Source organism: Pantoea sp. MBLJ3 (assembly GCF_000816655.1).
Classification (GTDB): Bacteria; Pseudomonadota; Gammaproteobacteria; order Enterobacterales; family Enterobacteriaceae; genus Pantoea; species Pantoea eucalypti.
This window is the reverse complement of record NZ_JSUT01000005.1, coordinates 1,268,378-1,290,813: the sequence shown is the minus strand read 5'-3', so window position 1 is coordinate 1,290,813 and position 22,436 is coordinate 1,268,378. Positions and strand designations below refer to the sequence as shown.

General features: G+C 54.9%; 26 protein-coding genes and 1 pseudogene. 8 read left to right on the top strand and 19 right to left on the bottom strand.

From position 1 onward, the window contains the following. Window positions 1–86: 86 nt before the first annotated feature. From NP77_RS22985 to NP77_RS12360, 3 genes and pseudogenes are all read left to right on the top strand, one after another. Window positions 87–242, top strand: a pseudogene (locus tag NP77_RS22985) (DUF4113 domain-containing protein); the annotation flags it as partial. A gap of 402 nt (window positions 243–644) precedes the next feature. Continuing rightward, window positions 645–1,259: a TetR/AcrR family transcriptional regulator gene (locus NP77_RS12365; protein ID WP_008926218.1), complete on the top strand. Its 615-nt coding sequence runs from the start codon at window positions 645–647 to the stop codon at window positions 1,257–1,259. Between the two features lie 154 nt (window positions 1,260–1,413). Continuing rightward, entirely contained in the window at window positions 1,414–1,554 is a 141-nt protein-coding gene (locus NP77_RS12360; RefSeq protein WP_223296456.1) for a hypothetical protein, read from the top strand. A 22-nt stretch (window positions 1,555–1,576) separates the two neighbouring features. On the opposite strand, the gene ycgZ is transcribed toward NP77_RS12360, so the two are convergent. From ycgZ to NP77_RS12335, 5 genes are all read right to left on the bottom strand, one after another. Beyond that, a complete protein-coding gene (ycgZ, locus tag NP77_RS12355; protein WP_003848978.1) occupies window positions 1,577–1,816 on the bottom strand; it encodes a regulatory protein YcgZ in 240 nt (79 codons plus the stop codon). A 229-nt stretch (window positions 1,817–2,045) separates the two neighbouring features. Then, window positions 2,046–2,318 (bottom strand): hypothetical protein, encoded by a 273-nt coding sequence (locus NP77_RS12350; RefSeq protein ID WP_039660317.1) that lies wholly within the window; start codon window positions 2,316–2,318, stop codon window positions 2,046–2,048. Window positions 2,319–2,783: 465 nt separating this feature from the next. Beyond that, complete coding sequence (locus NP77_RS12345; RefSeq protein WP_003848985.1) at window positions 2,784–3,014, bottom strand: YgdI/YgdR family lipoprotein; 231 nt, start codon at window positions 3,012–3,014, stop codon at window positions 2,784–2,786. A 15-nt stretch (window positions 3,015–3,029) separates the two neighbouring features. Beyond that, on the bottom strand, window positions 3,030–3,263 hold the full coding sequence (locus tag NP77_RS12340; protein ID WP_003848987.1) for a YgdI/YgdR family lipoprotein: 234 nt from the start codon (window positions 3,261–3,263) through the stop codon (window positions 3,030–3,032). 352 nt (window positions 3,264–3,615) lie between these two features. Then, window positions 3,616–3,819 carry a hypothetical protein gene (locus NP77_RS12335; RefSeq protein ID WP_003848989.1) on the bottom strand — a complete coding sequence of 68 codons (204 nt, stop codon included), beginning with the start codon at window positions 3,817–3,819 and terminating at the stop codon, window positions 3,616–3,618. Window positions 3,820–4,008: 189 nt separating this feature from the next. Between NP77_RS12335 and NP77_RS12330 the strand changes: the two genes are divergently transcribed. From NP77_RS12330 to pdxY, 4 genes are all read left to right on the top strand, one after another. Next, window positions 4,009–4,323, top strand: coding sequence for an MliC family protein (locus NP77_RS12330; RefSeq protein ID WP_003848990.1), 315 nt, complete (start codon window positions 4,009–4,011; stop codon window positions 4,321–4,323). Between the two features lie 26 nt (window positions 4,324–4,349). Continuing rightward, the gene (gene pdxH, locus NP77_RS12325) at window positions 4,350–5,006 is read left to right on the top strand and encodes a pyridoxamine 5'-phosphate oxidase (protein WP_003848991.1); all 657 of its coding nucleotides are present in this window, start codon (window positions 4,350–4,352) and stop codon (window positions 5,004–5,006) included. Window positions 5,007–5,146: 140 nt separating this feature from the next. Then, a complete protein-coding gene (gene tyrS, locus NP77_RS12320) occupies window positions 5,147–6,421 on the top strand; it encodes a tyrosine--tRNA ligase (RefSeq protein WP_008926220.1) in 1,275 nt (424 codons plus the stop codon). Between the two features lie 55 nt (window positions 6,422–6,476). Next, on the top strand, window positions 6,477–7,337 hold the full coding sequence (gene pdxY / locus NP77_RS12315; RefSeq protein WP_003848993.1) for a pyridoxal kinase PdxY: 861 nt from the start codon (window positions 6,477–6,479) through the stop codon (window positions 7,335–7,337). A gap of 32 nt (window positions 7,338–7,369) precedes the next feature. On the opposite strand, the gene gstA is transcribed toward pdxY, so the two are convergent. Both gstA and dtpA read right to left on the bottom strand, forming a co-directional pair. Then, entirely contained in the window at window positions 7,370–7,975 is a 606-nt protein-coding gene (gene gstA / locus NP77_RS12310) for a glutathione transferase GstA (RefSeq protein WP_039660313.1), read from the bottom strand. A 149-nt stretch (window positions 7,976–8,124) separates the two neighbouring features. Beyond that, the gene (dtpA, locus tag NP77_RS12305) at window positions 8,125–9,627 is read right to left on the bottom strand and encodes a dipeptide/tripeptide permease DtpA (RefSeq protein ID WP_008926221.1); all 1,503 of its coding nucleotides are present in this window, start codon (window positions 9,625–9,627) and stop codon (window positions 8,125–8,127) included. 668 nt (window positions 9,628–10,295) lie between these two features. Between dtpA and NP77_RS12300 the strand changes: the two genes are divergently transcribed. Further along, window positions 10,296–10,991 (top strand): CTP synthase, encoded by a 696-nt coding sequence (locus NP77_RS12300; protein WP_039660311.1) that lies wholly within the window; start codon window positions 10,296–10,298, stop codon window positions 10,989–10,991. A gap of 39 nt (window positions 10,992–11,030) precedes the next feature. Here the strand turns inward: NP77_RS12300 and NP77_RS12295 are convergent, their stop codons facing one another. From NP77_RS12295 to ydgT, 12 genes are all read right to left on the bottom strand, one after another. Continuing rightward, on the bottom strand, window positions 11,031–12,374 hold the full coding sequence (locus tag NP77_RS12295) for an enolase C-terminal domain-like protein (RefSeq protein WP_008926222.1): 1,344 nt from the start codon (window positions 12,372–12,374) through the stop codon (window positions 11,031–11,033). Continuing rightward, window positions 12,352–13,695 (bottom strand): MFS transporter, encoded by a 1,344-nt coding sequence (locus NP77_RS12290; RefSeq protein WP_003848999.1) that lies wholly within the window; start codon window positions 13,693–13,695, stop codon window positions 12,352–12,354. Before NP77_RS12290 ends, NP77_RS12295 begins: the two co-directional genes overlap by 23 nt. A 234-nt stretch (window positions 13,696–13,929) precedes the next feature. Continuing rightward, the gene (locus NP77_RS12285; protein ID WP_039660309.1) at window positions 13,930–14,649 is read right to left on the bottom strand and encodes an HPP family protein; all 720 of its coding nucleotides are present in this window, start codon (window positions 14,647–14,649) and stop codon (window positions 13,930–13,932) included. Between the two features lie 206 nt (window positions 14,650–14,855). Further along, on the bottom strand, window positions 14,856–15,488 hold the full coding sequence (gene nth / locus NP77_RS12280; RefSeq protein WP_003849001.1) for an endonuclease III: 633 nt from the start codon (window positions 15,486–15,488) through the stop codon (window positions 14,856–14,858). Beyond that, window positions 15,485–16,189, bottom strand: coding sequence for an electron transport complex subunit E (locus tag NP77_RS12275; protein ID WP_003849003.1), 705 nt, complete (start codon window positions 16,187–16,189; stop codon window positions 15,485–15,487). The genes nth and NP77_RS12275 overlap by 4 nt, the downstream gene beginning before the upstream one ends. Continuing rightward, window positions 16,182–16,814, bottom strand: a complete 633-nt coding sequence (gene rsxG / locus NP77_RS12270) for an electron transport complex subunit RsxG (RefSeq protein WP_003849005.1) — start codon at window positions 16,812–16,814, stop codon at window positions 16,182–16,184. The genes NP77_RS12275 and rsxG overlap by 8 nt, the downstream gene beginning before the upstream one ends. A 3-nt stretch (window positions 16,815–16,817) precedes the next feature. Then, on the bottom strand, window positions 16,818–17,876 hold the full coding sequence (rsxD, locus tag NP77_RS12265) for an electron transport complex subunit RsxD (RefSeq protein WP_039660307.1): 1,059 nt from the start codon (window positions 17,874–17,876) through the stop codon (window positions 16,818–16,820). After that, complete coding sequence (gene rsxC / locus NP77_RS12260) at window positions 17,877–20,306, bottom strand: electron transport complex subunit RsxC (protein WP_039660305.1); 2,430 nt, start codon at window positions 20,304–20,306, stop codon at window positions 17,877–17,879. Continuing rightward, window positions 20,299–20,877, bottom strand: coding sequence for an electron transport complex subunit RsxB (gene rsxB / locus NP77_RS12255; RefSeq protein WP_008926226.1), 579 nt, complete (start codon window positions 20,875–20,877; stop codon window positions 20,299–20,301). Before rsxB ends, rsxC begins: the two co-directional genes overlap by 8 nt. Further along, the gene (gene rsxA, locus NP77_RS12250) at window positions 20,877–21,458 is read right to left on the bottom strand and encodes an electron transport complex subunit RsxA (RefSeq protein WP_003853423.1); all 582 of its coding nucleotides are present in this window, start codon (window positions 21,456–21,458) and stop codon (window positions 20,877–20,879) included. The genes rsxB and rsxA overlap by 1 nt, the downstream gene beginning before the upstream one ends. Window positions 21,459–21,581: 123 nt before the next feature. Further along, window positions 21,582–22,025 carry a DUF2569 domain-containing protein gene (locus NP77_RS12245; RefSeq protein ID WP_003853425.1) on the bottom strand — a complete coding sequence of 148 codons (444 nt, stop codon included), beginning with the start codon at window positions 22,023–22,025 and terminating at the stop codon, window positions 21,582–21,584. Window positions 22,026–22,135: 110 nt separating this feature from the next. Continuing rightward, window positions 22,136–22,351: a transcription modulator YdgT gene (gene ydgT, locus NP77_RS12240; protein ID WP_003853427.1), complete on the bottom strand. Its 216-nt coding sequence runs from the start codon at window positions 22,349–22,351 to the stop codon at window positions 22,136–22,138. Window positions 22,352–22,436: the final 85 nt, after the last annotated feature.

Here is a 22,436-nt window from a genome sequence, read left to right as displayed (position 1 = left end):
TAAAATCACATCAACTGACTGACTGTCTCGGTCAGCAAAGCCGTGCTTCGCATCATTTTGCTATTGAGGAATACACCACTCGTCGTCTGATGCCGCTGATTAATAAAATTAACAAACCTGGCAGCAGAAAACTCTGGTTTGCCGGGCAGGGGATCAACAAGGCCTGGGCGATGAAGCGCGAGATGCTGTCACCTGCCTATACCACGCGGGTAACGGATTTGCCGGTGGTTGTGCTGAAGTAGATGCTGGTCCGCCATCATCATGAATATGAGCTTTACGCGGTCGACGATAACAGCGATATAAAAAACCGACTCTTTTTATATGTTGCTGACAATGAGAACCACGCCAGGCTGTTAATTAAGCCGCTCAGATTATGGCTGACCATAATAAACACACAGCAACGGGCTGATTGCCGCAAAAAAAACGCGTTACTACCTGAGTGAATCATGAGCGGTTTGTCCTGTAACCTGAGCCGGATTGCAGGTCACAACCGGTTAAACCCCCTCTGCCATTCAGCGACAGGAACAGAGATCTGTCCGAATGTATGCTGCGGGCTGATCGCCGCCAGCTATACTTGTTACCCGAGCCTGGGATAGAATCCCTGTTGATTCTGACAGGAACGCACTTCTTCAGGCCGGTAATTAATGAGCACGACAGCGACAGCGCATAAAAACAAAGAGCGGGGACGGCCCAGGGAGTTCGACATTGAACAGGCTCTGGATCGTGCCATGATCGTTTTCCGGCAAAAAGGCTATCACGCGGCATCAATAGGCGATCTGGGGGAGGCGATGAACCTCTCCGCAGGCAGCATCTATAAAGCGTTTAAAGACAAACGCTCCCTCTTTCTGCTGGTGTTCGAACGTTATCTGTTGCTGAGAAATACCGAACTGCGCCGCCGTCTGGCACCCTGTGTCAGCGGACGGGATAAAATCACGGAGTTGTTACAGTTCTACCTGGATTCGGCGCGTGCCATTGAGGGGCGATGCGGCTGTCTGGTGGTGTCCAGCGCCATTGCGCTGCAGACGATGGATGAAGATCTTGCGCAGCGCATTGATGATGTCATCAAGCGTAGTCAGCGCTTCCTGGTTTCATTGCTGGAGTTGGGACAACAGGATGGCTCTATCAATCGCACGCTGGACAGTGAAGCGGCAGCCGGTTTAATTCTCTGCATCGCATACGGTATGCGCGTGTCGGGCAAAGTCAGTGATGTGATCCATGAAGAGCAGACGCTGGCGCTGGCACTGAAAATACTGGGATAAGTGTTCTGAGTGGGGACAGCAGCATCCGTAAACAGGCGCTTCTCTGATATACGCTTTCCGGACAGAGAAATTCTTCCGCTTCCTTTCCCCGGGTCTGATTATGTGCCAGGCTTTTACGCTTTATTCTATTGCGTGGAAAATTAAGGCCCGTTTCGTGAAAACTTCAATCTTACTGACACTCGTGGCAGCCATTGGCTGTTCTGTTTTTGCCGCCCGTGGTGGGTTTGAAACCCAGACAGCGAAACATCCTCAGGCACAGCGGGTGACGGAGAGTGGGGAGCCACTGACGCGCTGACCGGGGCGAAGCGTGGCGATGATTAACGACCAAACAGCAGGCTGATGAGCGCGCGATAGTGGCGCTCTTCTTCCTCAGTGGACGCTGTTTCGAGGCGACGCAGGAGTTTGGTACAGATCGACTTACGGTTCACATTCCCGCCGGCATGCAAAATTTCCACGACTACCTGTCCCAGTGTCTCCTGCTGTGAGGGCAGGCTTGCCGCATTGAAATAACGGGCGATATCGTCTGCCGTCCGCGGCAGTCTCGGGTTCGGGTACATGGTGCGTTTCCTGGCTGTTGATGTAAAAACGATCGAATAGCCGCGAAGTTATACGCAAAAAGTGAATCTGTACAGTTATTTCAGCGTAATGATGAATGACGTTTTTTGGTCAGGATGCCGGGCAGCGAGAGAGCGGCCGTAAAGAGAAGCAAAGGGACAGCAGTATGAAGCGCATGAGAGCCAGAAGGGCGTCCGGCTCTCATGAGAAATGAACGTCGAAGCCTTATGACTACCGATAATCTTTCAGGGAAACCGGTGCCTGCCCGGTCTCGACCAGCCAGTATAATTCGGCGCGGTCACGAGGCGAATCTTCAATGAAACCTTTGAGCCAGTGTCGTGCATCAGCAATCTGCTCTACACGTTCATCGCTGCACTCCTTTTCGGCCATTTCGCCCAACTGACGAATCAGCGATACCAGTGTAATATCCTGTTCTTCAAATGCCAGATTAATTGCTGCTTCACCAAGAATCATATGACCAGTCGTTGTATCGTGATAAATCATTTATAGCCTCCTGATTGATAGCGATATAAATAGTCTAGTTAAAGAGGCAGTGGAGTAAAAGGTTACAATTTACAGACGGCATCAGATAATTTTGTTAAAAATAAAGGGAACCTTTGTGTCATGATATAACTTCATGATAGTAAATAATAAAAAACAATAGATTATTTTTGAAGTGAACAGGTTGAACTATTGTTCTGGTTAAAGAAGCAGACGTTTGCCTGAAATTCAGATAAGTGATGTGGCCTGTGCGCAACAGCATTTTCCAGTCGGTTTTTTACGCCTGTATAAACGATAAATTGCACAGTTCCTTATAATGCTTTGCAATATTATTGCCATATCGCATCGGATATTTCTGCTTTAAAAAAGCCCGCTCTGAGAGTGGGGCTATATCAGGTAAAAGGCGAAAAAAAGGCAAAAATAAAGCCGCTCTTAAGCGACTTTATTAACGCGAGAACAGCATTGCGATTATTTGTGCGGAACTTCAGAGACGGCTTTAACGTCTGCTTTATTAATCTGCTGCTTCACACCATTGGCATCGGTATAGGCCAGCAGGCCAGCGTCCGATTCAGAAGGCTTGCCATCACTAATAATGGTGCGTCCATCGTTAGTCTGAATCGCATAACTGGTACGGGTGCAGCCAGTTAATACGGTCATACCAATCAATGCGGCGAGAGGTAAAATCAGCGCTTTTTTCATCGTCTTCACCTTATATTAGTTGTCGAGTTCGCTCATATTACTGATTTCATTACGATTGATCTGCTCAGTTTTTCCTGTCTGAGCATCACGGTAAGAAACAAGACCGGTATCTGAATCAATCTGCGGTTTGCCGTCAGTCACAATCGTGCGGCCATCGGTCGTCTTAATAGACTGATTCGAGGCGCAACCTGCAAGTGTACCTAAAGAGAGTGCCAGCAGCGCGATGGCTGACAGGGTTTTCATTTTCATTTTTCTGCTCCATGAAGTATATCCAGACGTTTACAGCATAGACGGCTTTATAAATTTTGCTGGCTCTGTCGCGCGTCGATGCCTGTTTTTTATACAAAAACAGAGTGTATTGCGTTAATTAGCAGGCATGGCGCCGGCGAATAGCATTTATTGCAAATGCATGCGGCTGTTTATGCGTTTCAGCTGAGCCCTGACCGCATCGAAATAAAAAACGGAGCAAAAGCGGGAAATAGAGAGCGCAGATAATTCCGTTAACGCGGAAGAATCGCATGCAGGATGCCACATCGATGGCGGCACCTGGCGCTATTCGCGGGTCCGACGCCTGAAGGGCTATCGGACCCGTGAAAAAGGATCAGAGAATAGAGTCTTCGCCCGCTTTGGCGGCCGCTTTTTCCGCTTTCATGGCGCTGACCGGGTCAGATGCGCTCAGCCAGCGGTCAAACTTCTGGTAGGTGTCGATAAAGGTTTTAAAGTAGCTGCTGGCGATGGTGGCATTCTCTTTATGGTTCATAAACGCCACGGCCAGCTTAAATGCATCTTCGTTATCAAATTTCATGTTTGTCTTCCTCGCTTAAGATCTATAGAGCGTAGCCTGATAACACGGCCTGTGCATTCAGACAACCGTCTGAAAAGGCGCAATAATTCAGCCTGGCTGACAGCATCCTCCAGATTGGCGCGGATTCCCACTTACTTCGCGACAAATCCTTCTTATAATGCCAGCTTCACTCGTGAAGGAGACCCGCTTATGTTGAAAGGATTAACCGTTGTCGCGGTGCTGCTATTGTCAGGCTGTAGCCTGATGCATAAACAGCCGGCATCGCCACAGACCCTGCATTATCGCTGCGGAACAATGCCCCTGACCGTGACGCTGGACGAGGCGCAGGAGCAGGTAAGTTTCATTATGGATGGCAAGCCTTTAACGTTGAAGCAGACCGTCTCCGCCTCCGGCGCGCGCTACAGCGATGACACCTATGTTTTCTGGTCCAAAGGAAACGGCGCATTTATCGAACGTAACGATAAAATTGTCGTGAATGATTGTGAGCTGCAACCTGCCAGCTGACTTTATCTCTGAATAGGCGAGCATTAATGAGCGACAGCGAAACGCTACACACCATTGCCCATCTGCGGCGTGAATATACCCGCGGCGGATTGCGTCGCAAGGATCTGCCGGACAATCCGATCGCGCTGTTTGAACAGTGGCTGAGCCAGGCCTGTGAGGCAAAACTGCCCGATCCTACTGCCATGACCGTGGCCACCGTGGATGAGCAGGGTCAGCCGTGGCAGCGTATTGTGCTGCTGAAACACTTTGATGCGCAGGGCATGGTGTTTTACACCAACCTCGGCAGCCGTAAGGCGTTACAGCTGGCGCACAATCCGCGCATTTGCCTGCACTTCCCGTGGCACTTTCTGGAACGTCAGGTGATGGTGCTGGGCGAAGTGGAAAAACTGTCGCCGCTGGAGGTGCTGAAATATTTCCACAGCCGCCCGCGTGACAGTCAGATTGGTGCCTGGGTATCGAAGCAGTCGAGCCGGATTTCGGCGCGCGGGATTCTGGAAGGGAAGTTCCTTGAGCTTAAACAGAAGTTTCAGCAGGGCGAGGTGCCGCTGCCCAGCTTCTGGGGCGGTTACCGGGTGAAATTTCACACAATGGAGTTCTGGCAGGGGGGCGAACATCGTCTGCACGATCGTTTCATCTACCAGCGCGACAATGACGGCTGGAAAATCGACCGTCTGGCTCCCTGAATCTGCACGATTTCTCCCTATCAGCGCTGGCACAGAAAGCGCCAGCGCTTTATGCTATAGCCCTGATTTTTTTCGATTCCGCAAGTCAGCGGAAAGCTGTGTACCAGCATAGGTGCAGTCTGATCAATTTGGAGTCAGTAATGACCAGCAGTAACCTGATACAACAATTGCAGGAGAGGGGCCTTATCGCCCAGGTGACGGATGAAGCCGCGTTAACAGAGAAACTGGCACAGGGGCCAATTTCGCTCTATTGCGGCTTCGACCCCACTGCTGACAGCTTGCATTTGGGTCATCTGGTACCGCTGCTCTGCCTGAAGCGTTTTCAGGATGCCGGCCACAAGCCGGTAGCCCTGGTCGGGGGTGCAACCGGCCTGATTGGCGATCCAAGCTTTAAAGCCGCAGAGCGTAAACTTAATACCAGTGACACCGTCAACGAATGGGTTGAAAAGATCCGCCAGCAGGTGGCGCCATTCCTCGACTTCGATTGCGGCAGCAACAGCGCCATCGCCGCCAACAACTACGACTGGTTCGGCAGCATGAACGTGCTGACCTTCCTGCGTGATATCGGCAAGCACTTCTCTGTTAACCAGATGATTAACAAAGAAGCAGTGAAGCAGCGTTTGAACCGTGACGATCAGGGCATCTCCTTTACCGAGTTCTCCTACAATCTGCTGCAGGGTTATGACTTTGCCTGCCTGAATGAACTGCACGGCGTATCGCTGCAGATCGGCGGCTCCGATCAGTGGGGTAACATCACCTCTGGTATCGATCTGACCCGTCGTCTGCATCAGAACCAGGTCTTTGGCCTGACCGTTCCGCTGATCACCAAGTCTGACGGCACCAAATTCGGTAAAACGGAAGGCGGCGCAGTCTGGCTGGATGCGAAGAAAACCAGTCCGTACAAGTTCTATCAGTTCTGGATCAACACCGCGGATGCTGACGTCTATCGTTTCCTGAAGTTCTTCACCTTCCTGAGCATAGAAGAGATCAACGCGCTGGAAGAAGAGGACAAAAACAGCGGTACCGCGCCACGCGCGCAGTATGTGCTGGCTGAGCAGGTCACGCGTCTGGTGCATGGCGAAGCGGGCCTGACGGCGGCGAAACGCATCACCGCCAGCCTCTTCTCCGGTTCTGTAAGCGAAATGACGGAAGCTGACTTTGAGCAACTGGCGCAGGATGGTATGCCAACTATCGCGCTGGGCGCAGACGATGACCTGCAGCAGGCGCTGGTGAAAGCGGAGCTCGTGCCGTCTCGCGGCCAGGCTCGCACCATGATCGGTTCGAATGCCGTCTCGCTGAACGGTGAAAAACAGTCCGATGCGGAATACCGCTTCAGCGACAGCGACAAACTGTTTAACCGCTACACGCTGCTGCGTCGCGGTAAGAAACATTACTGCCTGATTAACTGGCAGTAAGATTTAGGGCCGGTTTCCGGCCCTTTTTTATGGCAAGGCAGGACAGGGCAAACTAGTGAAAAATATCTTAGCGATTCAGTCGCACGTTGTATTTGGTCATGCAGGTAACGCGGCAGCTGAATTTCCGATGCGTCGCCTGGGTGCAAACGTCTGGCCGCTGAACACCGTGCAGTTTTCCAACCATACGCAGTATGGCCACTGGACCGGCACGGTCATGCCTGCAACGCATTTAACCGACATCGTTAAAGGCATTGCGGATATCGACCGCCTGAAGACCTGTGACGCGGTGCTGAGCGGTTATCTGGGCTCGGCGGAGCAGGGCGAGCAGATTCTGCAGATTGTTCGTCAGGTCAAAGCGGCTAACCCACAGGCCTGGTATTTCTGCGACCCGGTGATGGGTCATCCGGAAAAAGGCTGCATCGTGGCACCGGGTGTGGCGGAGTTCCACTGCAAGATGGCGATGCCAGCCAGCGACATTATCGCCCCGAACCTGCTTGAGCTGGAGATGCTAAGTGAACGTACAATCACTGACGTCGACGCGGCGGTAGACGCTGCGCGGGCACTGATTGCCCAGGGACCACGTGTGGTGCTGGTGAAGCATCTGGCACGCGCAGGGCGTCGCAGCGACCGTTTTGAGATGCTGCTGGTAACAGCAGAAGACGCGTGGCACATCAGCCGTCCGCTGGTCGATTTCGGTGTCCGTCAGCCCGTCGGCGTGGGCGATCTTACCAGTGGTTTGCTGCTGGTTAATCTGCTGCACGGCAAATCACTGCAGGATGCGCTGGAGCACGTCACTGCAGCGGTGTATGAGGTGATGCTGAAAACTCATGAGATGGGCGAGTATGAGCTGCAGCTGGTGGCGGCACAGGATGCCATTGCCCGTCCGACGCAGCACTTCACGGCAGAAAAGCTGTAACGCATCAGGGCCGGTTAACCGGCCCTGTTCTCTCAGGCTAAGCCTTCCGCTTTCAGCGCCGCCTGCACCGCAGGACGTTCCGCGACACGATCAAACCATGCCCCAAGTGCCGTAAAGCCGGACAAATCCAGCCCCAGCGCTTTTGCCCAGCGCGTCACCACAAACAGATAAGCATCCGCGACGCTGAAATGCATCCCGATCAGCCACTGCCTGTCACGTAATGACTCATCGACATAGCGGAATTTCGCTTCCAGCTGGTTGCGGGTCTGCGCTTTCACCTCATCGGAGTATCCGGGGCGAAACAGCGGCCCAAAGCTTTTGTGCAGCTCGCTGCCGATGTAGCTCAGCCACTCCAGAGTGTGATAACGCGTCAGGCTGCCAACCGGCGCCAGAAGATGGCGATCGGGTTTGAGGTCTGCCAGATACTGTACAATCGCGGCGCCTTCCGTCAGCACGGTACCATCGCTGAGCTGCAGCGCGGGCACCTGACCTTTAGGGTTGATTTGGCGAAAATCGTCGCCCCGTTCGGTGAGTTTGGTTGCCAGATCAACATTCACCTGCGTGAAGTCCAGCCCGCATTCGCGCATAACAATGTGGGGAGAGAGAGAGCAGGCTCCTGCTTTGCAAAACAGTTTCATGACCATGTACTCCTTGTTGCAGTGGGATCACAGCATAGTAAAGACTCAGGATGGAATTACCAGTGATAAGGATCAGGGATCTGTTAAGGGGGAAGTGTGAGGCATAAAAAAGCCGGGCAGAGCCCGGCTGATTTGTCACGTGGCAGCGATTACGCTTTCACATCGTTTGATCTGGCGTCGCTATCCTGCGCCTGTGTCATGCGGTTCAGCAACGGCGCCGTAATCAGCATCAGCAGAGCAATCACCGCCGTCACGATACCAATCTGCTGGAATACGCGACTGTAGGTTGCCAGCGAAATCAGCGGATCGGTTACGTTTTCAGGCACGGCCATCAGGTTTGCTACTTTACCTGCAATCACAGCTGCACCTGCCGTGGTCAGGAACCAGGAACCCATAATGAAGCCCATCAGGCGCTGTGGCACGAGCTGCGCGACCATCGCCAGGCCGAGGCCGGAGATCATCAGCTCACCAATACTCTGCAGCGCATAGCTCAGGATCAGCCAGTTTACAGAAACGATGCCTGCATCACTGGCGAACTTTGCACCCACCGGCAGCACCAGGAACGCAGCGGAGCAGAGCACCATACCAAAGGCAAACTTGTGCGGCATGGGCAGTTTATCGCCCAGCTTGTTATAGAGCGCCGCCAGCAGCGGACTGGCCAGCATGATCCAGAACGGGTTCAGTGCCTGGAACTGCTCTGGCGCAAACGTAATACCAAGAATGGTGTGTTCAACGTTACGGATAGCGAAGAAGTTGAGCGATGTTGGCATCTGCATATAGAGGACGAAGAACAGAATCGCTTCGACCATCAGCAGGAAGGCCACAATCATCTTACGACGCGCCGCGCCGTGCAGCGCAAAGGCTTCTTTGGCAAACACCAGCAAAATACCCAGCGCAATCACCGCCAGCACCAGTCGTGCAATAACCTGATGATGCAGCATCCAGTTGGCCAGCGCGATCAGCACAACGACGCCCATAAGAGTCATCAGCAGTTTACCGATCTGCAACGGCGCAAAGTCTGGCTTAGAGCCGTAATCCTTGACCATATGTTTACAGAACAGGAAGTTAAACAGGGTAATAACCAGGCCAATGACGCACAGTGAGAAGGCGACGCTGTAGCCATATTTCGCGGCTAACCACGGTGTCAGCATCATCGAAAACAGGGAACCGATGTTGATCGACATATAGAACATGGTGAACGCACCGTCGAGACGCGGATCATCTTTGTCGTAACAGGTCGAGAGCAGCGAAGAGGGGTTTGCCTTGAACAGGCCGCTACCAACCGCGATGGTCGCCATGCCAATATAGACAATGCTGACGTTATGACCGGAGAACGCGACCAGCGCATAACCCAATGCCAGCACCAGCACGCCCAACACGATGACGCGTTTGGTGCCCAGCACTTTATCACCGAGCCAGCCGCCAATCGCGACCAGCCCATAAACCAGCGCACTGAATGAAGAGAACAGGGTAATGGAGTCTGATTCAGACAATCCCAGTTGCTTCACCAGGTAAACCGCCATAATGGCCTGCAGGCCATAGAATCCAAAACGTTCCCATAATTCGATCGAGAAGATTAAATAGAACGCCTTCGGCTGTTTAAACGCATTGAGACTGACAGCCTCATCAGTGTGTTTGTTTGCAGTTGACACATGTACCTCAGTTTTTTCATACCCTGTTTCGGGACAGGAATTAAGTCCGCGTCATGTGAGTTTTCCATGCGCAAGATTGTTATTAGAAGGGAAAAGCGGCGACTAATTTGGCTGATTACGGGCGTCAGGGCAAGAATTTTCTGGCAACCCGTTGAATCCAGGGATGTTGGGTTAAAAAACTTATAACAAATCGTTAATTGGTTTTAAATGTTGAAGCAGCAAAAAATATTAGTACAGATACTCTGAATGAGCACCTTGCACTAGCGAGTAATGATATTAACTGCTAAATCGAAGCTAACCAGATAAATCGGTTGTTGAATAATAATCAGACAGTGCTAATGACAGGTTACTGGCTGAATCACAGTCAATCTGACGAATTATCAGACATTACCTGCCCGGCACTGGCGAAAAAAGAGTCAAAAGGCGATCCGGCGCACAATCAGATGATTTATTTCAGAAAGCAAAAAAAGAAACCGATTGCGTCGTGAGATCGGGAGGGGAAGTGGAGGTCATGGGGCGGCCAGCAGGAAGTTAAAATGACCTCAGACCGCCGGTGAAAAACCGCGCAGTCATATTAAAATCTTATCAATACGCGGAAGCGCAATGTCACCCTCGACAGAAAATTAACATTACTGTAACCTCTCAATTTCTCCAGGAAGGATCTGTTCATGTCGTCTCCACTGCATTTATCTCTCGTCGGTGACTACCGCGCCGATGCGGTTGCCCATCAGGCTATCCCCCTTGCTATTGAACGTGCTTCACGTCGGCTAAATCTTATCGTTGAAACGAACTGGATCGCTACTGACCACCTCGAACAGACAGACCTGACGCGCAGTGATGCGGTCTGGGTTGTTCCTGGCAGTCCTTACCGCAACGATAATGGCGTATTTGAAACCCTACGCTGGGCGCGGGAGAGCGGTAAACCTTTCCTGGGTTCCTGTGGGGGATTCCAGTATGCGGTGATCGAGTATGCGCGCAACGTCCTGGGCTGGCACGATGCCCGTCATGCTGAAACGGATACCGGCGGACGGATGGTCATTGCCCCGCTGAGTTGCTCTTTGGTGGAGCAGCGTGGCAAGGTGAGGTTTGAAGCGGGTTCCCGTATTGCTCTGGCTTACGGGACGCTGGAGAGCGACGAGGGCTACCACTGTAACTTTGGCGTTAACCCGGAATTCAGTGACGCGCTGGGCGATAATACGCTGCGCATTACCGCCAGGGATGATGCCGGTGACGTTCGCGGCGTGGAGTTACCGGATCATCCTTTCTATGTGGCTACGCTGTTCCAGTCTGAGCGCGCGGCACTGCAGGAAAAAGACTCTCCGCTGGTGATTGCATGGATGCAGGCGGCACTGGCGCAACGCTAAACAAAGCCATCCTGTGACACTGTCACAGGATGGCGGTCATCAGCGCAACAGGGCCGGTCGTTTCGCGTTGAACGTCCAGTTATCAATCAGAAACTGCATGCCCAACGCGTCGTTTCGGTTTTTATCAGGTAGCGAATGGTAGAGTTCATGGGCAGCTTCGACCCGCGCCATGTCCAGGGTAATACCCAATCCTGGCCCCTCAGGCAGTTCCAGAAAGCCATCCCGAATCTGCGGCGCATGCTGCGTCAGCTGCTGACCATCCTGCCAGATCCAGTGGGTATCAAACGCAGTCAGTCTGTCGCCCGGTGCCGCGGCTCCCAGATGCGCCACCATTGCCAGTGATACATCAAAATGGTTGTTTGAGTGGCAGCCGGTTGTCAGGCCCCATTCATGGCACAACTGCGCCACGGTATGTGCATTACGCATCGTCCAGAAATGCGGGTCGGCCAGGGGGATGTCGATGGCATTAAGCTGTAAGGCATGCTGCAACTGTCGCCAGTCATTGGCGATCATATTGGTGGCGACCGGAATACCCGTGGCTCGCTTAAACTCCGCCAGCGTTTCCCTGCCGGAATAGCCCTGCTCCGCGCCGCAGGGATCTTCCAGATAGGGAATCCGGCCCGCCAGCTGTTTACCATAATAAATGGCCTCATCCAGCGACCAGCTGGCATTGGGATCAACCGTTACCCGTGCCTGAGGAAAACGTGTCAGCAGGGCGTTAACCGTCTCCACTTCCACTTCGGCATGATGAACGCCGCCCTTCAGTTTAAAATCCCGGAAGCCATAGCGATCGGCTGCCGCCTCCGCCAGCCGCACCACGCTATCCGCATCCATCGCTTTCTCATGACGCAGTTGCAGCCAGGCATCACCACCAGCGTGGCCCGCCTGATAGTCCATGCTGGTCAGGTTACGGTCGGCGATATAGAACAGATAGCCAAGTACCGGCACGCGATCGCGCTGCTTGCCGCTGGCAAGTAACTCGGCAACCGGCAGATTCAGGTGCTGGCCCAGCAGGTCAAGTAGCGCAGCTTCAATGGCTGCGGTGGCGTTGTAAAACTTCTCGGGATTCATCTGCGGAATATGAATGTCGTCGGTGTGCGCGGTCTGCTGGTGTCGTGCGTCGCTGGCAAACAGCGTCGCGACGGTGGCATTCAGCCGCAGCAGATCGCTGCCCTCAATCTGCGGACGAAAGCGCGCCAGCAGCGCCAGTGTTGAGGCGTGGCAGGGACTTTCGCCGACGCCGGTACGGCCAGCGGAATCGGTCAGGATCACCAGAATGCGGGTAAAATAGCAGTTGTGCGCGCCGCCAATGTTCAGCAGCATGCTGTCATATCCGGCGACAGGCACCACCCGCATTGTTTTAATGACTGGACTGTCTGACATTGTGATTCTCCATAGGATCAAGGGAAGGCGGGGAGGGCTTGCGGCGCAGCAGCAGCCACAGCCCGGTCAGCAGCGAGACGCTGGTCAGGGCATAGAGACCGCCGGTGGTGGAGCCTGTCTTCATCTCCAGATAGCCAAACACCGTCGGTGCGAAGAAGCCGCCAAGGTTGCCAACAGAGTTCACCAGCGCAATCCCAGGCGCAACAATTGAGGCAGGCAGTTCTCCCTGCGGCATCGGCCAGAAAAAGGTGGCGCTGACTTTCGAGCCGATACAGGCCACGATCATCGCCAGGAAGCCAAACCATGGAGAACCCAGCGTAGCCATAAAGGTGCCGCAGGCCGCGACCAGCATGGCGACGCCCAGCGCTTTATCGAGTTTGTCGCGGTGGCGGTCTGAAAAGCGACTCAGCAGGTTGATGGCAATAATGGCGCAAAGCCAGGGTACGGCGGTGAGAATGCCGATGCCAAAACTGCTGAAGCCCTGAATACGCTGAATAATCTGCGGTAGCCAGAACACCAGGGTATAGCCTGTCATGGTCATGGTGAAGAAGATCGCGCAGAAGAACAGCAGGCTGCGATTACGTAACAGCGACATTTTACCGGGCGCGCGGTTAAGCTCGTCACGCTGTGCCTCTTCACTATTCAGCTGCTGTATCAGGGCCTGTTTCTCCGCATCGCTCAGCCAGCGTGCGTCGCCGGGGCGTGACACCAGTACCCATGCGGCGAGAATACCGACCAGCACGGAAGCACCGCCTTCAAGAAACATCACCCATTTCCAGCCGGCAATGCCTGAAAAATCGTGCATCATCAGAATGGCGCCAGTGATTGGCCCGGAGAAGAGGAAGGCGCCCGCAGTTGCACTCAGCACCATCGCAGTGGCCCGGCCGCGCCAGGCATTCGGGACCCACTGACGGAAATAGAACAGTACGCCGGGAAAGAAACCTGCTTCAGCCACGCCGAGTAAAAAACGCAGCAGGTAAAACTGGATGGGTGAGGTGACGAAACCCGTCATGACCACCACCAGTCCCCAGGTAATCATAATGCGTGTCAGCCAGACGCGGGCGCCAAAGCGCTTCATCATCAGATTACTGGGAACTTCAAACAGCGCATAGCCGATAAAAAACAGGCCCGCACCCAGACCAAAAGCCGCCGCGCTGATCCCGGCATCGGTACGCAGTTCCGCCTTGATAAAGCCAATATTGGCGCGATCGATCTGGTTAATGATCAGCATCACCACCAGCATGGGGATGATATGGGTGAAGAATTTTTTGATGGCGGAGGCGATCAGCTCATCTTGCTGGGGGGACAAGGCGCTATCCATCGGTCTTCCTCGTAAGAAACGTAAAGAAGAGCAAAGTGTAGGGCGCGCAAAAGGGCAGCTCTATGGGCATTCGCCCAGGACCCGATGGGCGTCCGGCCTGGGTGGCTGTGTTATCAATATGTTATTGGATATGGCTGGCGCAGCGGCTAAGCAAAAGTGTGGCAGCGATCAATGTCGGCATCCCCGCCTCCGCAAGGAGAAAAGCGGAGGACCGACAGCCACAACAGGCAGGTTTCAGCCGTTAACCTGACGGCATCCGGCAATCTCTTCGGCTCGCAGCAGCAATTCCTGCAGATCGTCTTCATCAATATCCAGCAGTTCACCGTCCTGTAAAGCCTGATGCAGATCGGCGCGCGTCAGCGAGACCGGCATCGCGATCGGCTCCGGTTTAACCTCCTGCGGCGCCAGTGGGTGGGGATAGCGGCGACCGGCCAGATTATTAAACAGCAATGCAAGCAGCGCCAGTGTCAGTGAGTTAAGCATGATCGGCGTAAGGACAAACTGATAACCCAGTTGCTCCACGGAAGGTCCGCCCAGAATAGCGGTTAGCGCGACTGCGCCGCCGGGTGGATGCAGACAGCGCAGTTGAAACATCAACAGGATCGCCACGCAGGCCGCGACGCCGCAGGCAATCGCCGGATCGGGGATGAGCTGGCTGACGGTGACGCCCGCCAGCGCGGACAGGGTGTTGCCGCCGACGATGGCCCACGGCTGCGCCAGCGGACTGGCGGGCAGACCAAAGAGTAAAACGGCCGAAGCACCCACCGGGGCAACAAACCACAGATTCAGCTCCCCCAGCATCCAGTGACTCAGCAGACTGGTGAGTACCAGGCCAATGCCCGCACCCAGTCCGGCAATCACCACATGCTTTTTACTTACTGTCAACGGATGTGGCCAGAATCGTGCCAGAAACAGGCGCAGCGGATGTCTCTCCGCAGAAGAACCTTTGATCATTACTTTACTCACCGTGTCATAACATTTTCTTATCGTCAGGGGCGGCGATTTTCCATCATCAACCTCAATGTAACAACCCGACAAACAGTGGAGGTATTCAGACGAGCCAGAGCGTGCGGCGAAAAGGGGGAACCGGACTGGAAAGAAGGTTACAGAGGGTTCAACCAGACAATAAAAAACCCGCCGCAGCGGGTTAGTCAGGCGAATCACTCGACTTTGTCGGGATACTCGCAGAGGTCTTCAATCAGGCATGAGCCGCAACGGGGCTTGCGCGCCACGCAGGTGTAACGGCCATGCAGAATCAGCCAGTGGTGGCAGTCAACTTTATAGGCAGCCGGAACCACCTTCAGCAGCTTCTGCTCCACCTCTTCCACATTCTTACCCGGCGCAAATTTTGTCCGGTTGCTGACGCGGAAGATGTGAGTATCAACGGCAATTGTCGGCCAGCCAAAGGCGGTATTCAGCACCACATTGGCCGTTTTACGGCCAACACCAGGCAGGGCTTCCAGCGCCGCACGATCTTCCGGCACTTCTCCGTTGTGCTGCTCAAGCAGAATGCGGCAGGTCTTAATCACATTTTCCGCTTTGCTGTTAAACAGGCCGATAGTCTTGATGTATTCCTTTACGCCATCCACACCCAGCGCCAGCATCGCGGCAGGCGTATTCGCCACCGGATAGAGCTTTGCGGTGGCTTTGTTGACGCTGACATCGGTCGCCTGCGCCGACAGCAGTACCGCAATCAGCAGCTCAAACGGCGAGCTGAAGTTCAGCTCGGTGGTGGGATGCGGATTGTTCTGCTGCAGGCGATGAAGAATCTCGGTGCGTTTAGTCTGGTTCACACCGGCTTCCCGACGGCGTTCTGAGGTGCCGCGTTTTCAGCTGCCTGAGCACGCAGAGCTGCCCGCTGTTTCATCTTCTGATCGATCAGGTATTTACCCGCCAGCATCATGCCGAGGCCGATAAAGGCGCCTGGCGGCAGCATTGCCAGCAGCATCGGTGAATCGAAATGGACCACTTCGATACGCAGCGATTTCGCCCATGGGCCGAGCAGCTGATCGGCACCGTTAAACAGTGTGCCACTGCCGATAATTTCACGCAGCGAACCCAGCACCACCATGGCGCAGGTCGCGCCCATGCCGATGGCAAAGCCGTCCAGCGCGGCAAGCGGGATGCTGCTTTTAGAGGCGACCGCTTCAGCACGACCGACCACAATACAGTTGGTGACAATGAGCGGGATAAAAATCCCCAGCGACTGATAGAGACCATAGGCGTAGGCGTTGATCAGCATCTGCACGCAGCTCACCACGGAGGCGATGATCATCACATAAATCGGGATACGAATTTCAGACGGCACCCAACGGCGCGAGGCCGAAATAAAACTGTTGGTCAGGGTCAGCACCAGCGTGGTGGCCAGCCCTAAACCCAGCGCATTCGTTGCCGTCGCCGTAACCGCCAGCAGTGGGCACAGGCCCAGCAGCTGCACCAGTGCCGAGTTGTTTTTCCACAGTCCACCCACCAGCAGACTTTTAGCTTCACTCATTTGCGTCTCCACATGCCGGTAACGAAGAGAGTTTCTCCGGAAGCGTTTTCATCAACAGCGCGGTGCGTTTGGTCGCATTGACCACCGCGCGTGGGGTAATGGTGGCGCCGGTGAACTGATCGAAGTCGCCGCCATCTTTCTTAACCGCAAACGCTTTATCCGCCGGACCATGAACCACTTTGCCATTAAAGCTGTTGATCCAGTCAGAAATGCGTAATTCAATCTTATCGCCCAGACCAGGCGTCTCATGGTGTTCGATCACCCGCACGCCCAGTACTTTACCCTGGAAATCAGCACCGACCAGCATCTGTATCGCACCAGAGTAGCCGTCAGGCGCAGTTGTCTCCAGTGCGGCAGCGACCGGCTGGCCGCCTTTACGCGCCAGGAAGAGATGGTGCGGGGCGCTATTCCCCAGTGCAGCATCTGTGACAACGTAACAATCCTGCTGAATATTGTTGTCATAAAGGTCTTCAGGCACCACCTGATCCAGCAAATTTTTCTGCTGAAGCAGGGTCTGATGCTCTACGGTCGGTTTAGTGACCGTATTAACTACTGCAGTAGCAGCCGTGGTAATTGCGGCGAAAATCGCCAGCGTCACACCATTTTTGCGAATCGTCTCCAGCATCGCTTAATCCTTCTGATGGCCGTAAACGCGCGGCTGGGTGTAGTAATCGATGAGCGGCACGCAGATGTTTGCCAACAGCACAGCAAATGCCACGCCATCAGGATAGCCGCCAAAGCTGCGAATCAGCCAGACCAGCAATCCAATCAGCGCACCATAGATCAGGCGACCCCGATTGGTGGTGGAGGCGGTCACCGGATCGGTGGCAATAAAGAACGCCCCCAGCATGGTGGCACCGGAGAACAGGTGAATCAGCGGACTGTTGAGTGATTCCGGTGAGAAGAACCAGCCCAGCGTGGCGCAGAACGCCAGTGACAGCAGCATGGCTGCAGGGATATGCCAGCGAATCGCACTTTTCCACAGCAGGAACAGGCCGCCCACCAGATATCCGACATTGACCCACTGCCAGCCCAGGCCCGCCAGCACGCCGCTGTAGATCGGCTGGGCCAGCAAATGCTCTGCGCTGTGACCGGCGCGTAAACCGGTTTTAAAGGTATCAAGCGGCGTCGCCTGGCTGATGCCATCCACTCCCATCTGCAACTGCTGCATGGTTTCGCCCGCCAGCGTATGGCCACTGAACACCATGCTAAGACTGTCCATCAGCCCCGGTTTGATCGCCTGAAGGGTGTCAGGCGGCAGCCAGCTGGTCATTTGCACCGGGAAGGAGATCAGCAGCACCACATAGCCGACCATCGCCGGGTTAAACGGGTTCTGTCCCAGACCGCCATAAAGCTGTTTAGCAATGACCACAGCAAACAGCGTACCGATCACCACCAGCCACCAGGGCGCCAGCGGGGGCAGGCTGATACCAATCAGCACAGCAGTCAGTAACGCAGAGTTATCCGCCAGGGTGCTGCCAACGGGCGCTTTACGCAGCCGCAGAATGGCCGCCTCGGTCAGCCAGGCGGTGAGCGTCGCAAGCAGGACCTGCAAAAAGGTGCCGTAACCAAAGAAATAACATTGTGCAGCAAAACCCGGCACTGCAGCCAGCACCACCAGCAGCATGATGTTGCCTGTGCTGCGGCGGTTATGGGTGTAAGGAGAACTTGCGATACGAAAAGCCATTTAATCCTCAAGCGTCTTAGACGACTGCGCTTTACGCGCTTTGGCACGGGCGATGGCGGCAGCAATAGCGGCCTTGCGCGCATCATCGGGTTGATTCAGTTCAGGTGCCTGTTCAGGTTCAGCATTCGCATTGTTTGCCTGCTCCTGCGCCTCTTCAGCTTTCTCCACCGCAAAATGCGCGGCAGTAGCGACTGCTGCGGCATCGCGTGAAGCTGTCTCCGCGTCATTTTCAGCCTGCGCGGCTTTCTTCGCTTTGGCACGGGCAATCGCCGCCTGAATGGCAGCTTTGCGCGGGTCGGTTTCGGCAGGAGCGTCTGGCGCGGCTTCAGTAACGCTCACCGTGTCAGCCAGAGTCGTCGCATCCGCGCCTTCAGCCTGTGCGGCTTTCTTCGCTTTGGCGCGGGCAATCGCGGCCTGCACCGCAGCTTTGCGCGGGTCAGTTTCGGCAGCGGCGTCTGGCGCGGCTTCAGAAAAGCTCGCCGTGTCAGCCGGAGTCGCGGCTTCAGCCTGCGCGGCTTTCTTCGCTTTGGCGCGGGCAATGGCGGCCTGCACCGCAGCTTTGCGCGGGTCAGTTTCAGCAGCGGCGTCTGGCGCGACTTCACTAACGTTCGCCGTGTCAGCCGGAGCCGCGGCTTCAGCCTGTGCAGCTTTCTTCGCCTTAGCGCGGGCTACCGCCGCTTCGACAGCGGCTTTGCGCGGATCGACGCTGGCTTCAGCCACGGTCTCCACCGCATCAACCGGTGACACTTTCTTCACCTTAGCTCGGGCAATGGCCGCTTCAACCGCTGCTTTGCGCGGATCGACAGTCTGACGCGTTACCGGTTGGGTTTCCGCCTGAGCCTCGGCCTGACGCAGACGCGCCTGCGCATGACGGGCTTCACGTTGCGCTTCAAGCGTCGCTTCATCCGGTTCAGCGGCCTGGCGGGCTTTCACCCGCGCTTTCGCAGCCGCCAGCTCACTGGTATCGGTACGGGCTACACGCTGTTTTGCCTCCTCATGACGCGCTTCACGGGCCTGTTTCTCGCGCTCCAGCCTTGCCTGACGGGCTTCGAAGCGAGCTTTGGCTTCCAGCGTGCGTTTCGCTTCCAGATCGATGGCGCGCAGCTCCGCTTTTTCCTGGCGATAATATTGCACCAGCGGAATATTGCTCGGGCAGACATAGGCGCAGGCGCCACATTCAATACAGTCATCAATGTGGTGTGAGCGCGCTTTATCGTGATCGCCGCCCTGGCTGAACCAGTAAAGCTGCTGAGGCAGCAGCTTAGCCGGACAGGCATCGGCGCAGGCGGAACAGCGAATGCAGGACTGCTCTTCATCGTTGTTACCCATCTCACTGGGAGAGGGGGCGAGAATACAGTTGGTGATCTTCACCACCGGCACATCCAGCGACGGCAGGGTAAAGCCCATCAGCGGGCCGCCCATGATCACCATCTGACGCGGTGCTGGTGTAAAACCGACATGGTGCAAGAGATGGCTGATTGGGGTGCCGAGACGACTCCAGACGTTACGCGGCTGGGCAATTGACTCGCCAGTCAGCGTCACGACACGTTCGGTAATCGGCTCACCATTAATTATGGCGCGTTTAACCGCCCAGGCGGTGCCAACGTTTTGCATCAGCACACCGATATCGGTGGAACGTCCGCCGTGTGGCACTTCCATGCCGGTCAGAATACGGGTCAGCTGCTTTGCGCCGCCAGAAGGGTATTTAGTCGGGATGACGCGAATGTGCAGATCGCGTTCGTTACCCAATGCCTGTTTCAGCGCGGCAATCGCCTCTGGTTTATTATCTTCAATACCAATCAAAACCCGCTCAGCCTGCAACACCCATGCGAGAATGCGACTGCCTTCCAGCACTTCGGCGGCGTAATCCTGCATCAGACGATCGTCCGCGGTGATGTAGGGCTCGCACTCGGCCGCATTAATAATCAGGGTTTTCACCCCGCGCAGGCCGCCTTTGAGTTTGGTGGCGGTAGGGAAGCCCGCGCCACCCAGGCCCGCAACGCCGGCGTCGTGAATACGTTGCACAATGTCGGCGCGCGGATGCTGACGGTAGTCAGGCAGAGGATCAAGCGGTATCCAGCGGTCGTCGCCGTCGGGCGTCAGAAAAATACACAGTTCTGACAAACCCGAAGGATGCGCGGTCATATGCTGACCAATATCATCAATGACACCAGAAGTGGGTGCATGGACCGGCAGCATACGGCCCGTGCCAAACGTCAGGGGCTGACCGCGCAACACCTTGTCGCCAGGCGCAACGCAGATCTCACCTTCATGTCCGATATGCTGTTTCAGCGGGATAATAAAACGGTGTGGCAACGGCAGTTCGCTGAGCGGCGTACCGTTAGACTGGGTTTTCATTTCCGGCGGATGAATACCGCCCTGAAAATCCCAGACCTTCTCTTTTTTCAGGAAGTTAAACAGATTAAGCATGAGTATCTACCGGAATCACCCGTACAGGAATGGTATTCAAATCCCACTTCCAGTTAGCTGGTGTGGTGGCAACCGGACGCATTTCAATACAGTCTGTCGGGCAGGGTGCGACGCAGAGATCGCAGCCGGTACAGACATCGCTCAGCACGGTGTGCATGGCGCGGGTTGCCCCGACAATCGCATCCACCGGACAGGCCTGAATACATTTGGTGCAGCCAATACAGTTGGCTTCGTCAATGAACGCCACCGTGCGCACCGGCTCTTTCGCCGATTCATCGCCATCAATCGGCTGCGGATCAACGTTAAGCAGCGCAGCCAGTTTGAGCATGGTCTGCTCGCCGCCTGGCGCGCATTTATTGATCGCTTCGCCGTTGTTGCCGACCGCATCCGCATAGGGACGGCAGCCTGGATAGCCACACTGACCACACTGGCTCTGCGGCAGAATGGCATCAATCTGCTCAACGATAGGATCTTCTTCGACTTCAAAGCGGCGCGAGGCGTAACCCAGCAGCGCGCCGAACACCAGGCTCAGCGCACTTAATACGGCAACAGCAATCCAGATCGCGGTCATCAGAATTTCACCAGACCGCTGAAGCCCATAAATGCCAGCGCCATCAGGCCCGCAGTGATCAGAGCGATGGAGTTGCCTTTGAACGGGGCCGGAACATTCGCCAGCACCAGGCGCTCACGCATACCGGCGAACAGGACCATCACCAGCGAAAAACCGATGGAAGCACTGAAACCATACAGCGCAGCCTGCATAAAGGTGTGGTTGAGGTTAACACTCAGCAGCGGCACGCCCAGCACCGCACAGTTGGTGGTAATTAGCGGCAGAAAAATACCCAGCAGGCGATAGAGCGACGGGCTGGTCTTACGTACTACCATCTCGGTGAACTGCACGACAACCGCGATCACCAGGATATACGCCATGGTGCGCAGATAGACCAGATCCAGCGGCAGCAGGATCAGATGATTGACCAGCCAGGCGCAGATCGACGCCAGCGTGATGACGAATGTCGTGGCGAGGCCCATGCCAATTGCCGTTTCCAGTTTTTTGGAAACGCCCATAAAAGGACAAAGGCCGAGAAACTTCACTAATACGAAGTTATTCACCAGCACAGTGCCAACAAAGAGAAGCAGATAATCGGTCATTTTTTCGCCTGGGAGCCAGAAAGCGGCTTATTATCATTGATAGCGCGACGTATCTCAACACCCGCGCCACCCGCAAGGCGGCAGACCGCACTCAGAATTAAATTCCTGACACAACTCACCGCGTTACGGCGCGATAAAGGTCTTTTTTACCCGTTCTGAGCGTTTGAAATAGGGCACAAACACCGCCGCGGCCAGCAGCGACAGCAGTAATGTCTGAAGGGCTCGGCTATCAGCGACGGGTGTGAAAGCAAAGGTTTTCAGCGCCAGTAGCACGGTAATCAGCAGCCAGAGCAGATAATGGCGCGGCAGGCGTCGGGAGCGCTTCAGGAACAGCCAGCTGATCCAAAGACTATAGGCCCAGACCGCCACGGCGGTAAGCAGGGAAATGGCCCAGTATGAGAAGAGGGTGCTGCCGTGAGAAAACAGCGCCACACGCCACGCCGGATTAAACAGGGGAGTCAGATACATCGCCAGCACCAGAACGGTGGTTAACAGGGTCATTATCAGCCAGGCCAGAGGCAGCAAAAGCCAGCCACCAATGCGCGGCGCAGCAACCTGTTCATTCATCGTAGTTATTCCTGTCTCGGAGAGTCAAAGCGCAGCAGAATAACATGTCCAGAGAGGCACGCCCATCCGGACAACGTCAGCAGTAAACGAAGCGATAAATCAGTGAGAAATCAGACCACGTAGCGCCACACCGTTTTTGGTACGCAGCCCAGATCATATAACCGTCCGCCAGAGACCAGTTCAGCGCGTCGATGGTCGGCAGCCCGGTACATATTGATAATTTCCAGATCATTGGTCAGGGAGTAATTAAGATGATCGAAAAGCTTTTCCAGACTGTCTGAATTATTTACTTTGCGGAATTTAAGCAGGTAATCGTGCGCAGTCATCATTGCCATAATAGATAGAAGTAACAAAGGAGTGCTCAGTATAGGGGGCGGGCTTGGTCTGTCCAGATCATGCAGGTGAAAAAAG

Excerpts from the sequence above, each read along its gene's own strand:
- rsxG (WP_003849005.1), bottom strand. The coding sequence starts at position 16,814 with ATGCTGGAGACGATTCGCAAAAATGGTGTGACGCTGGCGATTTTCGCC.
- ydgT (WP_003853427.1), bottom strand. The coding sequence starts at position 22,351 with ATGACTGCGCACGATTACCTGCTTAAATTCCGCAAAGTAAATAATTCA.
- NP77_RS12285 (WP_039660309.1), bottom strand. The coding sequence starts at position 14,649 with ATGATCAAAGGTTCTTCTGCGGAGAGACATCCGCTGCGCCTGTTTCTG.
- NP77_RS12290 (WP_003848999.1), bottom strand. The coding sequence starts at position 13,695 with ATGGATAGCGCCTTGTCCCCCCAGCAAGATGAGCTGATCGCCTCCGCC.
- NP77_RS12245 (WP_003853425.1), bottom strand. The coding sequence starts at position 22,025 with ATGAATGAACAGGTTGCTGCGCCGCGCATTGGTGGCTGGCTTTTGCTG.
- pdxH (WP_003848991.1), top strand. The coding sequence starts at position 4,350 with ATGAGCGACAGCGAAACGCTACACACCATTGCCCATCTGCGGCGTGAA.
- NP77_RS12350 (WP_039660317.1), bottom strand. The coding sequence starts at position 2,318 with ATGATTTATCACGATACAACGACTGGTCATATGATTCTTGGTGAAGCA.
- NP77_RS12340 (WP_003848987.1), bottom strand. The coding sequence starts at position 3,263 with ATGAAAATGAAAACCCTGTCAGCCATCGCGCTGCTGGCACTCTCTTTA.
- rsxD (WP_039660307.1), bottom strand. The coding sequence starts at position 17,876 with ATGGCTTTTCGTATCGCAAGTTCTCCTTACACCCATAACCGCCGCAGC.
- ycgZ (WP_003848978.1), bottom strand. The coding sequence starts at position 1,816 with ATGTACCCGAACCCGAGACTGCCGCGGACGGCAGACGATATCGCCCGT.
- NP77_RS12295 (WP_008926222.1), bottom strand. The coding sequence starts at position 12,374 with ATGTCAGACAGTCCAGTCATTAAAACAATGCGGGTGGTGCCTGTCGCC.
- rsxA (WP_003853423.1), bottom strand. The coding sequence starts at position 21,458 with ATGACCGATTATCTGCTTCTCTTTGTTGGCACTGTGCTGGTGAATAAC.
- rsxC (WP_039660305.1), bottom strand. The coding sequence starts at position 20,306 with ATGCTTAATCTGTTTAACTTCCTGAAAAAAGAGAAGGTCTGGGATTTT.
- NP77_RS12300 (WP_039660311.1), top strand. The coding sequence starts at position 10,296 with ATGTCGTCTCCACTGCATTTATCTCTCGTCGGTGACTACCGCGCCGAT.
- gstA (WP_039660313.1), bottom strand. The coding sequence starts at position 7,975 with ATGAAACTGTTTTGCAAAGCAGGAGCCTGCTCTCTCTCTCCCCACATT.
- NP77_RS12275 (WP_003849003.1), bottom strand. The coding sequence starts at position 16,189 with ATGAGTGAAGCTAAAAGTCTGCTGGTGGGTGGACTGTGGAAAAACAAC.
- tyrS (WP_008926220.1), top strand. The coding sequence starts at position 5,147 with ATGACCAGCAGTAACCTGATACAACAATTGCAGGAGAGGGGCCTTATC.
- NP77_RS12345 (WP_003848985.1), bottom strand. The coding sequence starts at position 3,014 with ATGAAAAAAGCGCTGATTTTACCTCTCGCCGCATTGATTGGTATGACC.
- rsxB (WP_008926226.1), bottom strand. The coding sequence starts at position 20,877 with ATGACCGCGATCTGGATTGCTGTTGCCGTATTAAGTGCGCTGAGCCTG.
- NP77_RS12335 (WP_003848989.1), bottom strand. The coding sequence starts at position 3,819 with ATGAAATTTGATAACGAAGATGCATTTAAGCTGGCCGTGGCGTTTATG.
- NP77_RS12365 (WP_008926218.1), top strand. The coding sequence starts at position 645 with ATGAGCACGACAGCGACAGCGCATAAAAACAAAGAGCGGGGACGGCCC.
- NP77_RS12330 (WP_003848990.1), top strand. The coding sequence starts at position 4,009 with ATGTTGAAAGGATTAACCGTTGTCGCGGTGCTGCTATTGTCAGGCTGT.